At 70.6% G+C, this 14691-nt stretch carries 12 protein-coding genes; all 12 read right to left on the minus strand.

Annotated elements, in window-relative coordinates:
- Window positions 1-153: 153 nt before the first annotated feature.
- Window positions 154-921, minus strand: a complete 768-nt coding sequence (locus tag ACTMTU_RS09300; RefSeq protein ID WP_441262992.1) for a TIGR03936 family radical SAM-associated protein — start codon at window positions 919-921, stop codon at window positions 154-156.
- A gap of 123 nt (window positions 922-1044) precedes the next feature.
- Window positions 1045-2217 (minus strand): hypothetical protein, encoded by a 1173-nt coding sequence (locus tag ACTMTU_RS09305; protein ID WP_441263170.1) that lies wholly within the window; start codon window positions 2215-2217, stop codon window positions 1045-1047.
- Between the two features lie 21 nt (window positions 2218-2238).
- Window positions 2239-2406, minus strand: coding sequence for a hypothetical protein (locus tag ACTMTU_RS09310; RefSeq protein WP_441262993.1), 168 nt, complete (start codon window positions 2404-2406; stop codon window positions 2239-2241).
- 155 nt (window positions 2407-2561) lie between these two features.
- The gene (locus tag ACTMTU_RS09315) at window positions 2562-4487 is read right to left on the minus strand and encodes a TIGR03960 family B12-binding radical SAM protein (RefSeq protein ID WP_441262994.1); all 1926 of its coding nucleotides are present in this window, start codon (window positions 4485-4487) and stop codon (window positions 2562-2564) included.
- Between the two features lie 51 nt (window positions 4488-4538).
- Window positions 4539-6056: a CYTH and CHAD domain-containing protein gene (locus tag ACTMTU_RS09320; protein ID WP_441262995.1), complete on the minus strand. Its 1518-nt coding sequence runs from the start codon at window positions 6054-6056 to the stop codon at window positions 4539-4541.
- Between the two features lie 1233 nt (window positions 6057-7289).
- Window positions 7290-8492 carry a rod shape-determining protein RodA gene (gene rodA / locus ACTMTU_RS09325; RefSeq protein ID WP_441262996.1) on the minus strand — a complete coding sequence of 401 codons (1203 nt, stop codon included), beginning with the start codon at window positions 8490-8492 and terminating at the stop codon, window positions 7290-7292.
- Window positions 8493-8495: 3 nt separating this feature from the next.
- Window positions 8496-10664, minus strand: coding sequence for a penicillin-binding protein 2 (gene mrdA / locus ACTMTU_RS09330; protein WP_441262997.1), 2169 nt, complete (start codon window positions 10662-10664; stop codon window positions 8496-8498).
- Between the two features lie 16 nt (window positions 10665-10680).
- Window positions 10681-11352 carry a rod shape-determining protein MreD gene (gene mreD, locus ACTMTU_RS09335; protein ID WP_441262998.1) on the minus strand — a complete coding sequence of 224 codons (672 nt, stop codon included), beginning with the start codon at window positions 11350-11352 and terminating at the stop codon, window positions 10681-10683.
- A gap of 13 nt (window positions 11353-11365) precedes the next feature.
- Complete coding sequence (gene mreC, locus ACTMTU_RS09340) at window positions 11366-12385, minus strand: rod shape-determining protein MreC (RefSeq protein WP_441262999.1); 1020 nt, start codon at window positions 12383-12385, stop codon at window positions 11366-11368.
- A 129-nt stretch (window positions 12386-12514) separates the two neighbouring features.
- The gene (locus ACTMTU_RS09345; protein WP_364588898.1) at window positions 12515-13534 is read right to left on the minus strand and encodes a rod shape-determining protein; all 1020 of its coding nucleotides are present in this window, start codon (window positions 13532-13534) and stop codon (window positions 12515-12517) included.
- Window positions 13535-13818: 284 nt separating this feature from the next.
- The gene (ndk, locus tag ACTMTU_RS09350; RefSeq protein ID WP_441263000.1) at window positions 13819-14229 is read right to left on the minus strand and encodes a nucleoside-diphosphate kinase; all 411 of its coding nucleotides are present in this window, start codon (window positions 14227-14229) and stop codon (window positions 13819-13821) included.
- Window positions 14230-14339: 110 nt separating this feature from the next.
- Complete coding sequence (locus ACTMTU_RS09355) at window positions 14340-14690, minus strand: DUF4233 domain-containing protein (protein ID WP_441263001.1); 351 nt, start codon at window positions 14688-14690, stop codon at window positions 14340-14342.
- Window position 14691 lies beyond the last annotated feature (1 nt).

A 14691-nucleotide genomic window follows, 5' to 3' on the forward strand; every position in this document is an offset into this window, starting at 1 on the left:
GCCGTCCGGGGCGCGGGCGCCGCACGGGAGCTGATGTCTGGCTCGCCGGTTCCGTACGCGATGTACGTACGGCCTGGCGAAAGTCTTGTGTGTCAGCGCGCGGCCCGACCCAGGTGGCTCCCGAGTGCAAGAGCCGCGCTACGACGACCGTCCTTACGCGGCGGGACCTTCCGGCGCCGTCGCAGAGGCGGTCCCGGCGGCCATGGGTGGAGCGGCCGGAGCTGCCTCGCGGTCGGGCGCGAGCGGGTCGGTCACCGTGCCGGACTCCTCGTCGAAGAGCCCCTGCGCCAGCCTGGTCACCGCTGCGGGGACCGGCGGCGCCAGGTCGGCCACAGCTCGGAGACCGGACAGGACGTCGTCGGGTCGCACGGCAGGTGTCACGTGCCGAACAACCAGGCGCAGTATCGCACAGGGCGTGTCCCCGGTCCTATCGGACGCCTCGAGTGCCGCGACGGCGCCTCGGGCGTCGAAGGTGCGCATGCCGCTCTTCGTCTTCCGCCGGACCTCGACGGTCTCTGCGGCGAGGAAGGCGGCCACGGCGCTTTCCGCGTCCCGGGGCTCGACTCCGTCCAGGCGCAGCTCCCACACGGAGGCGGTGAGCCGGTCCGCGAGGCCCGAGGTGCGGGCCTCGACGGCGTCGATGATGTCCAGCCCGTCCGGCAGCGACTCGTCCAGCAGCTCGCGCAGCTTGTCCGGGTCGCGGTGGTCGGTGAGGGCGATCTCCAGGAACTCGGCCTCGCTGCCCGTGCCGGTGGGTGCGGCATTGGCGTACGACACCTTCGGGTGCGGGGTGAAGCCGGCCGAGTACGCCATGGGCACCTCGGCACGCCGCAGTGCCCGCTCGAACGCACGCTGGAAGTCACGGTGGCTGGTGAACCGGAGGCGGCCGCGCTTGGTGTAGCGCAGTCGGATGCGCTGCACCGCAGGTGCGGGCGGCGGGCCTTCGGGCTGTCGCTTGCCCAGTGGTTCTTCTCCTCGGTGTGGAGCGGGCGCGGGTGGCGCGCCGCCCTCAAGGTGCGGGGTGCTCCCCGGGGGCCGACCGGTTCACCCCTGCTTGTGCAGGGAGATCTCGGGTTCGGCCGCCACGCCGGGAACAGTCTGTGTTTGTTGTCTGCCACCCAGGTTACGCGCCTGACCCGCCGTACCCACCACGGACCGCGGCTCGCGGGGGGTGCCGATCAAAGCACGCCAGGCGTCGCGCCGTGCCTGACGTACGGTTTCGCGCGCCGACGCGAGCGCCGCCCCGGTCGCACGGCCCGCATGCACGGCGGCCCTTGCTGCCGGGCGCCACACGGCATCGCGCACGAAGTGTCCGACGGGCGTGCACACGCCGCGGTAGAACCAGCTCGCAGGGCGGCCGACGAGGTTCCACGCGAGCCACTTCAGTGCGCGGCCGACCGCACGCGAGACGTAGCCGGCGATCCGCCAGGCCACGGCGACCGCCGCCGCGATCTCACGGCCGACGGGGGCGAGGACGTACCGGTACAGCCACACAACGGGGAGGACGAGCAGCGTCCGCACCAGCCATGCGAAGCCCCGGCCGAGGGCGCGCAGGAGCCAGGCGATGCCGTGGCCGAGCGGGGTCAGCAGCTGCCGGTACACCCACACCACGGGCACCACCAGCCCGTACGTCACCACCGGCACGACCACGTACCGCCACAGCGCCACCCACGGCCAGTAGAACAACGCCTTGCCGAGCCAGGTCACCACGGCCGCGATCCCGCGGCCGAGCGGGGTGAGGAGCGTGCGGTTCATCCACCGCGCCGGGGCGAGGAGCAGGTGCTCCACGAGCCAGGCGATGCCGTGGCCGAGCGGGGTCAGCAGCTGGCGGTACACCCACACCACGGGCACCACCAGCCCGTACGTCACCACCGGCACGACCACGTACCGCCACAGCGCCACCCACGGCCAGTAGAACAACGCCTTGAGGATGACGGTGGCCACCCACCCCAGGGCGCGCGCCACGGGGGTGATCACCTTCTCGAAGATCCAGGACAGCGCCCGCCCGAGCGGCCTCAGCAGCACCCGCTCGACGGCCCGGCCGCAGAGCACGAGGACGTCCCACACCATGCGCACCGGGACGACGACGAGCACCACGACGACACGCACCGGTATCCGCACGACCTGGGCGAGGCAGCCGTCGCCCGGCTCGTAGTCCTTCGGCGCCTGGTGGGCGCCGTGGCGCGGCGGCGCGGTGGTGTGCGGCGGCTTTTCCAAGTCCATGTCAGAGATGACGCATCACGGGCCCGTTCGGATCCAGTACCTGCGCTTTTCCCCCCGCCGGTCCTCGAACAGGCCGCCGTTCGCATCGATGACCTCGCGCGAACCGACGTTGTCGTGGGCGCAGGTGAGCAGCCCGGCATCGAGTCCGAGCCGCCGTTCCCGGGCCAGGGACCCGCCCAGCATCGCGGTGGCGTGCCCCTGCCGTCGGGGCCGCAGGGAGCAGCGAGGCGTGGACCCGCACCCGCGGGGCGATGAGCTGCGGCATCGCCCCACTGTCGTGAAAAGGAAGAAGGCCCGGCCACGGGTTTCCCCGCGGCCGGGCCGTCCCCCGAGCTGTGTTACTTGACGACGGTCAGCGGGAGCAGCTTCTTGCCCGTCGGACCGATCTGGATGTGCGTGTCCATCTGCGGGCACACTCCGCAGTCGAAGCACGGCGTCCAGCGGCAGTCCTCGACCTCGGTCTCGTCGAGGGCGTCCTGCCAGTCCTCCCAGAGCCAGTCCTTGTCGAGACCGGAGTCGAGGTGGTCCCAGGGCAGGACCTCCTCGTACGTGCGCTCACGGGTGGTGTACCAGTCGACGTCGACGCCGAAGTCGGGCAGCGTCTTCTCGGCGCACGCCATCCAGCGGTCGTACGAGAAGTGCTCGCGCCAGCCGTCGAAGCGGCCGCCGTCCTCGTACACGGCGCGGATGACCGCGCCGACACGGCGGTCACCGCGCGAGAGCAGGCCCTCGACGATGCCGGGCTTGCCGTCGTGGTAGCGGAAGCCGATCGAGCGGCCGTACTTCTTGTCGCCGCGGATCTTGTCGCGGAGCTTCTCCAGACGCGCGTCGGTCTCCTCCGCGCTCAGCTGCGGCGCCCACTGGAACGGCGTGTGCGGCTTGGGCACGAATCCGCCGATGGACACCGTGCAGCGGATGTCGTTCTGCCCGGAGACCTTGCGGCCCTCGGCGATGACCTTGACCGCCATGTCGCCGATCTGGAGCACGTCCTCGTCGGTCTCCGTCGGCAGACCGCACATGAAGTACAGCTTCACCTGACGCCAGCCGTTGCCGTACGCGGTGGAGACCGTACGGATCAGGTCCTCCTCCGAGACCATCTTGTTGATGACCTTGCGCATGCGCTCGGAGCCGCCCTCGGGGGCGAAGGTCAGACCGGACCTGCGGCCGTTCCTGGTCAGCTCGTTGGCGAGGTCGACGTTGAACGCGTCGACGCGGGTCGACGGCAGCGAGAGGCCGATCTTGTCCTCTTCGTACCGGTCCGCGAGGCCCTTGGCGATGTCGCCGATCTCGCTGTGGTCCGCGGAGGACAGCGACAGCAGGCCGACCTCTTCGAAGCCGGTCGCCTTGAGACCCTTCTCGACCATGTCGCCGATGCCGGTGATGCTTCGCTCCCGCACGGGGCGCGTGATCATGCCGGCCTGGCAGAAGCGGCAGCCGCGGGTGCAGCCGCGGAAGATCTCGACGGACATCCGCTCGTGGACGGTCTCGGCGAGCGGGACCAGCGGCTGCTTCGGGTAGGGCCACTCGTCGAGGTCCATGACGGTGTGCTTGGACACCCGCCACGGCACACCCGACCTGTTGGGGACCACACGGCCGATGCGGGCGTCCGGCAGGTACTCGACGTCGTAGAAGCGCGGCACGTACACGTTGCCGGTCTTCGCGAGACGGAACAGGACCTCCTCGCGCCCGCCCGGGCGGCCCTCGGCCTTCCAGGCGCGGATGATCTCCGTCATGTCGAGGACGGCCTGCTCGCCGTCGCCGATGACCGCGCAGTCGATGAAGTCCGCGATCGGCTCGGGGTTGAACGCCGCGTGCCCGCCGGCCAGCACGATCGGGTGGTCGACCGTGCGGTCCTTGGACTCCAGCGGGATGCCCGCGAGGTCCAGGGCCGTGAGCATGTTGGTGTAACCGAGCTCCGTGGAGAAGCTCAGCCCGAAGACGTCGAACGCGCCGACGGGCCGGTGACTGTCCACCGTGAACTGCGGGACCTTGTGCTCACGCATCAGCTCCTCGAGGTCCGGCCAGACGCTGTACGTGCGCTCGGCCAGCACGCCCTCGCGCTCGTTCAGCACCTCGTAGAGGATCATGACGCCCTGGTTGGGCAGACCGACCTCGTAGGCGTCCGGGTACATGAGCGCCCAGCGGACGTCGCAGGACTCCCAGGGCTTGACGGTGGAGTTCAGCTCACCGCCGACGTACTGGATGGGCTTCTGCACATGCGGGAGCAGCGCTTCGAGCTGTGGGAAGACCGACTCGGCAGACATGGAAACCTTCGTGGGCTGGCAAGGGGGCGACTCTCAAGCGTACCCGCACGCTCAGCGGCCGAGCGCCGCCCGGATCCGGGGGGCCGACGCCTCCTCCCACACCCCGGGCAGCTCGGCCTCCCGCGCCTCGGCGCGGGCCTCCTCCCGGCCGTACAGCAGTCCCCAGACGAAGGCTGTCTCCCCTGCCGCGTGCGCCCGGACCGCGAGCTCGCGCAGCGCCTCCCGCGCGACGACGCTGTCCTGGTGGTCGCCGAGCACGGTCTGCACGGCCTTCATGCGCTTCCCGAACCGCTTCGCGGGCTTCCCGAGCGCGGGCCTCGCGACCTCGGCCGCGTACCGCGCGCGTTTGGCCGCCTTGCGTGCGTCGTGCATGGCGTGGTCCCGCTCCTCCCCCTCCGGCAGCGACAGGGCCCTGTCCATACGGGCGGCCAGCCGGTCGTACTCCTTCAGTACGGCCTTGGGGAGTACGTCCTCCGGCGCTCCCGCGGCCGCCTTCAGCAGCGGCGGGCGGGCGCACAGCGCGTCCAGCGCGTCGAGCAGGGCGAGATAGCGGTCGCTGTCGAGCGCGGCGGTCACCGTCTTCCGCGCGTCGGCGGCGCCGGCCACGGCCCACGCGGCCAGCCGTGCGTCCACCGGGCCGAGGAGCAGCGTCACGGGCACGTCGTCGACCCGCTCGGCCAGCCGCTCCGCGAGCACCTCCTGGTCACGGGCGACGCCCAGCTCCCCGGCGAGCCACTTGAGCTCGTCGATCAGGGGCCCTGTGACATCGCGGTCGACGACTTTCCGGTAGCTCCTCAGGGCGCTGCGCAGCCGCCGGGTGGCGACCCGCATCTGATGCACGGCGTCCGGCAGGTCGCGGCGCACCCCGGGGTCGTGGGCGACGACCGCGGCGACCTCCTTCTCCAGATAGGCGAGAACGTGATCGCCCGCCGTCCGTGCTTTTCCCCGCCCCTGACGCTCTGCCGGACCCGCCCCGGTCTCCGTCAGCGCCCTGGCCAGCTTGGACGGCGCGACGGCCGTACGGACGCCGGCTTTCCTGAGCTTCTTGTCCACGGCGTCCAGGAACGCGGGGTCTCCGCCGTCGGCGAGCTCCACCTCGATCTCGTCCCACTGAGCCGTCCCCTCGCCCCCGTGGAGCCGCTCCGCGACGACGGCGTCGCGGCTGAGCTCGGCGAGGAGGGCGCCGTCGGCGTCCACGAGGTGCTGTACGTCCCGCGAGGACAGCAGCCGCACCACGGGGACGAGCTCCCCGCCCCGCGCGTACGCCCGCACGAGGCCGGCCAGCTCGTCGGGCACCCCGCCGGAGAGGGGCGCGGCGATCTCGTCCCGTACTCCGGGCGCGACGGGCAGCTTGAGATGCCACCCCGCGTCGGCGCCTCCGGTTCTGCGCCGCAGGGTGACGAACGAGGCGGCCAGCCTCAGATCGGCGGTGTCGTAGTAGACGGCATCCAGCTCGGCCACGCCCTTCCCCACGACGCCGGCCACACGGGCCACTTCCGTCAGGTCGGGCAACAGGGTGTCGGGGGTGGCTTCGTACTTCCGCTCGATCTCGCGCTTGGTGTCCGCCATGCCATCGAATCTAGTCGCGCGACCGCCGGTCGGGCAGGCCCACGCGCCTTTCCGCGACCCGGGGCTCGACCCCCGGACCCCCTGCCCCGGACCGGGGCCGCCCCTCCCCCGGAGGGGATCTGATGCCCCGCACCCGTGCGCGGGCCGCCGCCGCTGCGCGGCCCCTCCCCCCCGGCCCCTTCCCGAACCGGGGGCCAGCCCCGGACCCCATGGGCCTGACGCCCCGGCGCCCCTCCCCCGAGGGGGCTTGTGTGGGTCTGCCGCCCCGGCGCCCTCGAACAGCCCATGCGGCGTCCATACCGCTGCGCGGGAGCCTTTCCCCACCCCGCCCCTTCCCCGAAACCGGGGCAAGCCCCGGACCCCGTGGGGGCTGGCGCCCCAGTCCTCTGCCAGGGAGGGGGAAAAGGTTTTGTTGGGCTGCCGCCCCCCACACCCCCGAGCGGCAGCTTCGCGCCGCGCTACGGCCCCTGCCGCCCGCCGACGCACCGGGCACCGGCCCGGCCCGGGGCCCGCACCACTCGAAGCCCGACCCGACCCGAGCTGCCGCCGCCCGGCCGCCCACCGACGGACCGGACACCGGCCCGGCCCAGGGGCCCGAACCACTCGCCGCCCGACCCGACCGGAGCTGCCGCCCGAGGCGGGACCGCAGCCCCCGCACCGAGCCGCCCCGCCCAGAGGCCTGACCACCATCCCGCATGGAGCGACCACCGGCCGGTACGGGCGGCACCGGACGTGAGGGGGGCGGGGTCGGAGGAGGGGGGTGTCCGGAAGTAAAGCGTCGCAACTAGCGCGAAGCGCGGTGAGGACAGCCATTCCGGACACTCCCCTCCGGAGGCCCCGACACCCGCACCACCCACCCGCGCAGCCACGCCCCGCACGGGGCAACGCACCGCACCGGGGCCACGCCCCGCAGGGCGACGCGCAACGAAGCCGGGCCACACCCGCAAGGGCGGCACCCACCACCCGAACGCCCCGCCCCGCAAGGGGCAACGCAACGAGACCAGGCCCTCCCGCAGGACGACGCGCAACGAAGTCGGGCCACGCCCGAACGCACCACCCACCCGGCCGACGGCGACGCCCCGCAGGGGCGACACGGCCCCGTACCGGCCACCCCCGCCGGGCCGGGGCGCACCCTGACAAAGCTTGGCCCGGCCGCACCGAGCCGGCCCCGGACGGCCCGCAGGGACCCGGGGGCGCCGCGCCCCCGGGTCGGGTGTGCCGCCCGCTCAAGGGCTACGCGCTTATGGGGCGTTGCACCCTGATCGACTGCAGCAGCCCGATCGCGATCCACACCGCGAACATCGACGTGCCTCCGTACGACACGAACGGCAGCGGCAGGCCGGCGACCGGCATGATGCCCATCGCCATGCCGATGTTCTCGAAGGACTGGAAGGCGAACCAGGCGATTATCCCGGCGGCCACGATCGTCCCGTAGAGCTCGGTCGTCTCGCGGGCGATCCGGCAGGCGCGCCACAGCACGATGCCGAGCAGCACGAGGATCAGTCCGGCGCCGAGGAAGCCGAGTTCCTCGCCGGCGACGGTGAAGATGAAGTCGGTCTGCTGTTCGGGCACGAACTGGCCGCTGGTCTGGTGGCCGTTGAAGAGTCCTTCGCCGTACAGCCCGCCGGAACCGATCGCGATGCGCGCCTGGTTGGTGTTGTAGCCGACGCCGGCCGGGTCGAGCTCGGGGTTGGCGAAGGCGGCGAAGCGGTTGATCTGGTATTCGTCGAGCAGTCCGAGCGCCGTGACGGCGATCGCGCCTGCCGCTCCGGCGCCGATGAGGCCGAAGACCCAGCGGTTGGACGCGCCGGAGGCGAGCAGCACGCCGAGGACGATGACGACCATGACCATGACCGAGCCTAGGTCGGGCATCAGCATGACGATGATCATCGGCAGGACTGCGAGTCCGAGCGACTTGGCGACGGTGCGGTGGTCGGGGTGCACCTGGTCCCCGGCGTCGACGCGGGCCGCGAGCATCATCGCCATCCCGAGGATGATCGTGATCTTCACGAACTCGGAGGGCTGGAGGGAGAAGCCGCCGCCGAGCTGGATCCAGGCGTGCGCGCCGTTGATGGTGGCGCCCAGTGGGGTGAGGACGAGCAGCACGAGCACGACGGAGAGCCCGTAGAGGAACGGGACGGCGCCGCGCAGGGTGCGGTGGCCGAGCCAGATGGTGCCGACCATCAGTACGAAGCCGATGCCGGTGTTGAGCAGGTGCCGGACGAGGAAGTAGTACGGGTCGCCCTGGTTGAGTTCGGTGCGCCCACGCGTGGCGGACCACACGAGGAGCGCGCCGACCAGCGAGAGCGTGATCGCGGAGAGCAGCATCGGCCAGTCGAGCCTGCGCACCACGGAGTCACGGGCGGTGAGCCTGGTCCAGACCCCGCCGCGCTCCGGGCCGTATCCCGGGACGGAGAAGCCGCCTGCGCCTGTCATGTCTCAGTCCCTCCGCGATGCGGGTGTTCCCGCGAGCACTGGTTGGGCGTCCTGCGGCTTCGGAGGAACGTAGGGCTTGACCTCGGGGGCGTCGATCGAGCCGTCCGGGGAGATCTTGGGCAGGGTCTGCTGCGGCTTGGGCAGCAGGGCCCGCTTGAGGTCCTGGTTGCCTTCCTTGTCCAGGCCGTACATCGCGTCGTAGATGTTGCGTACGGCGGGACCGGAAGCGCCGGAGCCCGTACCACCCTGGGAGATCGTCATGACGATCGTGTAGTCGTCGGTGTAGGTGGCGAACCACGAGGTGGTCTGCTTGCCGTAGACCTGCGCGGTGCCGGTCTTGGCCCTCATCGGGATCTTGTCCTGGGGCCAGCCGCCGAACCTCCAGGCGGCGGTGCCGCCGGGCTCGACGACGGAGCGCAGGCCCTTGTCGAGGTCCTTGATGGTTTCGGCGTTCACCGGCAGCTTGCCGTGGGACTTGGGCTTGATCTCTTCGATCTTCTTGCCGTCGGGGCTGATGACGGCCTTGCCGACGGTGGGGTTGTAGAGGGTCCCGCCGTTGCTGATGGCGGCGTAGGCGGTGGCCAACTGGACGGGGGTGATGAGTACGTCGCCCTGGCCGATGGCGAAGTTGATGCTGTCGAAGGCCTTCAGCTGGTTGCCTTCGAGGCAGCTCTCATAGGCGATCTGCTCGACGTAGGAGCCGCCCTTCTTGCCCTGCTTGCACCAGGAGTCCTTGTTGGCCGCCCAGAAGGCCTGCTTCCAGTGGCGGTCGGGGATGCGGCCCTTGACCTCGTTCGGGAGGTCGATGCCGGTCTCGGACCCGAATCCGAAGTCATGGGCGGTCCGGTAGAACCAGTCGTGGGCGCCCTTCTTGGGCTTGAGGCCGCCGTCGCGCTGCCATTCCTGGTGGCCGAGCCGGTAGAAGACGGTGTTGCAGGAGTACTTGAGGGCGTCTCCGAGGGTGATGGGACCGTGTCCCTGGGACTCGAAGTTGGCGAAGCTGCGGTTGCCCATGCTGTAGGAGCTGCTGCAGTTGTAGAGGTCGTCGAAGGCGTAGCCGGCCCGCACGGCCGCGCTCGCCGAGACCACCTTGAAGACGGAGCCGGCGGGTGCCTGGCCCTGGGTGGCCCGGTTGAGCAGCGGGTAGTTCGAGTTCTTGCCGGTGAGCTTGGCGTAGTCCTTGGCGGAGATGCCGCCGACCCAGGCGTTGGGGTCGTAGTCGGGCTGGGAGGCCATGGCGACGACCCGTCCGGTCTTGGCCTCCATGACCACGACGGCGCCCGCGTCGGCCTCGTACGGGCGGCCGGTGATCTTGTCGGTCTCTCCCCGGACGGTCTTCATAGCCTGGTGTAGTTCGTACTCGGCGACGGCCTGGACGCGGGCGTCGATGCTGGTGACGAGGTGGGAGCCGGGCACGCCCGGGTCCGCCTCGGCCTCGCCCATGACCCGGCCGAGCTTGTCGACCTCGTACGACGTGACGCCGGCCTTGCCGCGCAGTTCCTTGTCGTAGGTGCGCTCGAGGCCGGATCGGCCGACCTGGTCGGAGCGCAGGTAGGGCGAGTCGCTGTCCTTGGCCTTCTGGATCTCCTCGTCGGTGACGGGCGACAGATAGCCGAGCACCTGCGCGGTCCGGGCCTTGGCGGGGGCCGTGTAGCGGCGTACGGCGGTGGGCTCGGCGGTGATGCCGGGGAAGTCCTCGGAGCGTTCGCGGATCTGCAGCGCCTGCTGGGTGGTGGCTTCGTCGGTGACCGGGATCGGCTGGTACGGGGAGCCGTTCCAGCAGGGCTGCGGTGTCTTGGAGTCGCAGAGGCGGACCTTGTCCATGACCTCCTTCGGCTTCATGCCGAGGACGCCGGCGAGCCGGGTGAGGACGGCCTCGCCGTCGTCCTTCATCTTCAGCAGATCGGTGCGGGACGCGGAGACCACGAGCCGGGTCTCGTTGTCGGCGAGCGGTACACCGCGGGCGTCGAGGATCGAGCCGCGCACGGCGGGTGTGACGACCCGCTGGACGTGGTTGCCGCTGGCCTCGTCGGCGTATTCGTCGCCGTTGCGGATCTGGAGGTACCAGAGCCGGCCGCCGAGGGTGAGGAGAAGGGAGAAGACGAGTACCTGGATGATGACGAGACGGATCTGGACCCGGGGGGTCCGGCCGGTCTCCGGAATGTTGCTCACGCTGCTGCCCCCTCGATCACAGTCGCTTGACTCCCTTGATGCGTCCGGCCCGTGCGGCCCGGGTCTTCGCCGCCTTGAGCCGCAGTCCGCCGCGCTGGTCGCCGATGCGCAGTCCGGTGCCGGAGGCGAGCCAGCCCGCGGCCACGTCGGCGCCGCCGGCGCTCTGGCTCTCGGCGAGCGGATCGTTCTCGCTGCGTCTGGCGAGCCACATGATCAGCGGCACGGTGAACGGCGCGAGGAGCAGGTCGTACACCGCGGCGGTGAACAGCAGGCTGCCCAGGCCGACATGGCGGGCGGCGGTGTCGCCGACGAGGGCGCCGACGAGGGCGTACAGCAGCGTCGAACCGATCGCCGCCGCGACGACGACGGCCATCGGCCCGCTGGCGGACCGCAGTGGTTTGCCGTTCTCCGGGCGGACCAGTCCGGCGAGGTAGCCGATGACGCAGAGGACGAGCGCGTAGCGGCCGGCCGCGTGGTCGGCGGGCGGGGCGAGGTCCGCGAGCAGGCCGGCGCCGAAGCCGATGAACGCCCCGGCCATGTGGCCGTAGACCATGGCGAGTCCGAGGACGACGAGCAGTACGAGGTCGGGCACCGCTCCGGGCAGCTGGAGCCGCGCGAGGACGGAGACCTGGATGACGAGGGCGACCACGACCAGCGTCGTGGAGAGCAGCATCCGGTTGACACGCATGACGGATCAGCTCCTACTGGTCGTCGTTCTGGCCTGTGGCGTCACCGGATGCGCCGGGGTCGGGCCCGTCGCCCTGGACCTGGCCGTCGTCCTGGACCGGCGCCTCGCCCTCCGGCGGGGTCGCGCCGGGAGTGACGGTGACCGTGACGGTCGGCGTCGGCCTGGGGCCGGCGGGCTTCGGGGGCAGCACGGTGTCGCGGGGATCGGTCCGCGGCGCCTGGACGACGACGCCGACGATGTCGAGCCTGCTGAAGCCGACATAGGGGCGCACGTAGACGTTGCGGGTGAGGTCGCCCCGGGCGGGGTCCACCCGGATGATCTCGCCGACCGGCACGCCGGGCACGAACGGCTTGCTGCCCTGGGAGCCGAAGGTGACCAGCCGGTCGCCCTTCTTCACCTTGGACTTGCCGTTGAGGAGCTGGACCAGCAGCGGCCGGTCGCCCTGTCCGGTGGCGAAGCCGAGCTCGTCGGTCTTCTCCATCCGGGTGCCGACGGTGAAGTCCGGGTCGCTGGCGAGCAGCACGGTCGAGGTGCGCGGGCCGACGGTCGTGACCCGGCCGACGAGTCCCTCGCTGTTGATGACGGTCATGTCGCGCGTGATGCCGTCCTCGGAGCCGATGTCGATGGTCACCGTCCAGGAGAAGCCCTGGGCCGCTCCTATGGCGATGACCTCGGCGCCCTTGATGCCGTACTGGCCGGCGGCAGCCGTTCGGATCATGCCGTCGAGCTGGCGGAGCCGGCTGTTGTTGCGCTCGTCGCTGCCGAGCCGCTGCTTCAGCTCGGCGTTCTCCAACTGGAGCTGCCTGATGCGGTCGTGACGGTCACCGGACTCCCGGACCGCTCCGATCGCGTTGCCGATGGGATCGACGGCGGCCGCGACGCCGTTCTCCACGGGCCCGAAGACCGACGCCGCGGCCTGCCGTGCACCGTCGACCGGTGACTCCTCACCGCCGCGGATGTCCACCGTGATCAGAGCGAACGCGATGGCGATCAGCAATGCCAGGAGCAGCCGGCTCTCCTTTGTGTCCCTCACGTGCGGCGGCCGTGCCTTCCTCGTAGGAATGGTCGTGTCGGTAGAGCAACGATCCTTCCCCCGTGTCAGGGGCGGGGAGGACCCCATGTGGGGGCCTCACAGCCCCCGTACGGCGTATTGTCCGACCGTCTAACGACGCGGCTGGGCGTCCAGCACCTGCTGGAGCGCCTCGAACTCCTCGACGCACTTGCCGGACCCGAGCGCCACCGAGTCCAGGGGGTTCTCCGCGATGTGGATCGGCATGCCCGTCTCCCGGCGGAGCCGCTCGTCGAGGCCGCGCAGGAGGGCGCCGCCGCCGGTGAGGACGATGCCGCGGTCCATGACGTCGCCGGAGAGCTCGGGCGGGCACTTGTCGAGGGTGGTCTTCACGGCGTCGACGATCGCGTTGACCGGTTCCTCGATGGCCTTGCGGACCTCGGCGGCGGAGATGACGACGGTCTTGGGCAGACCGGAGACCAGGTCGCGGCCGCGGATCTCCGTGTGCTCCTCCGTCTCCATCTCGTACGCGGAACCGATGGTGATCTTGATGTTCTCCGCGGTCCGCTCACCGAGGAGGAGGGAGTACTCCTTCTTGATGTGCTGGATGATCGCGTTGTCGAGTTCGTCGCCGGCGACCCGGATGGACTGTGCCGTGACGATTCCTCCCAGCGAGATCACGGCGACCTCTGTGGTGCCACCACCGATGTCGACCACCATGTTGCCGGTGGCCTCATGGACCGGGAGGCCGGAGCCGATGGCCGCGGCCATGGGCTCCTCGATGATGTGCACCTGTCGGGCGCCCGCCTGGGTCGACGCCTCGATGACCGCGCGGCGCTCGACACCCGTGATACCGGAAGGCACACAGACGACGACGCGGGGCCGGGCGAGATAACGGCGCTTGTGGATCTTGAGGATGAAGTAGCGGAGCATCCGCTCGGTGATCTCGAAGTCGGCGATGACGCCGTCCTTCAGCGGCCGGACGGCAACAATGTTGCCCGGCGTCCGGCCGATCATCTTCTTCGCCTCGGCGCCGACCGCGAGAATGCCGCCCGTGTTGGTGTTGATGGCGACGACGGACGGCTCGTTGAGAACGATCCCCCGGCCTCTGACGTACACCAGCGTGTTGGCGGTCCCGAGGTCGACAGCCATGTCACGGCCGATGAACGACATGTTGTTCCCCATGAGGATGCGTCTGGCCTTCCCAAATCGAGCGTTGATGGCTTTTCAGGATGGCGAGGTGAGTGCTGTGGCGTGGAGGCTTACATCGTAGTGCCGCCTGCACGGACACCGCGCGGTGGTCCACCTCTTGTTTATGGTGACGATGCGTCGGAGCGATGCGTTCCCGCAATGCCCTTGCGTATGCCGAAGGGCGACCGAAATTCCATCGGTCGCCCCAGGACAACAGCGCTGTATGGCTGACGTGCTGTCAGAAAAGGCCTGGAAAGGGGCAGGCCTCAGCCTTCTTGGAAGAACAGTTTCAGTTCCCGGACGGCGGACTCCTCGGAGTCCGAGGCGTGGATCAGATTCTCCCGGACGATCGTGCCGAAGTCACCCCGAATGGACCCAGGAGCGGCGGCGATCGGGTCGGTCGGACCCGCCAGTTGGCGTACGCCGTCGATCACGCGCTCACCCTCGACGGCCATGACGACCACCGGGCCGGACAGCATGAACTCCACCAGCGGCTCGTAGAAGGGCCGGCCGACGTGCTCGGCGTAGTGCTGCTCCAGGGTGGACCGGTCGAGCGTGCGCAGCTCCAGCGCGGTGATCTTCCAGTCGGCCTTGCGTTCGATGCGGCCGATGACCTCGCCCACGAGTCCGCGACGGACGGCGTCCGGCTTGAGAAGGACGAGGGTGCGCTGAGTCATGGTGTGCGGCTCCTTGCAGGCCTGGATGTGTGCGGTCGGGCCGAGATTACCGGGTGTGACGCCGGGGGCGGCACCCGCCCCGTATCCCCGGCGCCAAGGGCCTCGGCCGGCTACCCGGCGTCAGCCTCCGCCGACTGCGCGGCCCACCGGGCCTTCGCCTCGTCGATCTTGCGGCCGTAGTGGATGGAGGCCCACCACAGGCCGCCGAAGAGGACTCCGAGGAAGAACATCGCCGGAACGACGAAACCGCCGGCGATCAGCGCGATCTGCAGCGCCCAGCCGAGCTGGGTCCCGCCGGGGCGGGTGATCATGCCGCACAGCAGCAGCGACAGCAGCATCGCTACGCCGCAGACCGTCCAGACCGCCGCCATCGAGACGTCGTCCGACTTCATGGCCACGAGTCCGGCGAAGCCGATCACGAAGAACTCGCCGATCAGGGTCGACGCACAGAGCGTACGCACG

Origin of the sequence: Streptomyces sp. OZ13 (assembly GCF_052068155.1) — a bacterium.
Lineage (GTDB): Bacteria > Actinomycetota > Actinomycetes > Streptomycetales > Streptomycetaceae > Streptomyces.

Bases quoted from the DNA above. Each gene is read 5' to 3' on its own strand.
- ACTMTU_RS09310 (WP_441262993.1), bottom strand. From the start codon at position 2,406: ATGCTGGGCGGGTCCCTGGCCCGGGAACGGCGGCTCGGACTCGATGCC.
- ACTMTU_RS09315 (WP_441262994.1), bottom strand. From the start codon at position 4,487: ATGTCTGCCGAGTCGGTCTTCCCACAGCTCGAAGCGCTGCTCCCGCAT.
- rodA (WP_441262996.1), bottom strand. From the start codon at position 8,492: ATGACAGGCGCAGGCGGCTTCTCCGTCCCGGGATACGGCCCGGAGCGC.
- mreD (WP_441262998.1), bottom strand. From the start codon at position 11,352: ATGCGTGTCAACCGGATGCTGCTCTCCACGACGCTGGTCGTGGTCGCC.
- ACTMTU_RS09320 (WP_441262995.1), bottom strand. From the start codon at position 6,056: ATGGCGGACACCAAGCGCGAGATCGAGCGGAAGTACGAAGCCACCCCC.
- ndk (WP_441263000.1), bottom strand. From the start codon at position 14,229: ATGACTCAGCGCACCCTCGTCCTTCTCAAGCCGGACGCCGTCCGTCGC.
- ACTMTU_RS09345 (WP_364588898.1), bottom strand. From the start codon at position 13,534: ATGTCGTTCATCGGCCGTGACATGGCTGTCGACCTCGGGACCGCCAAC.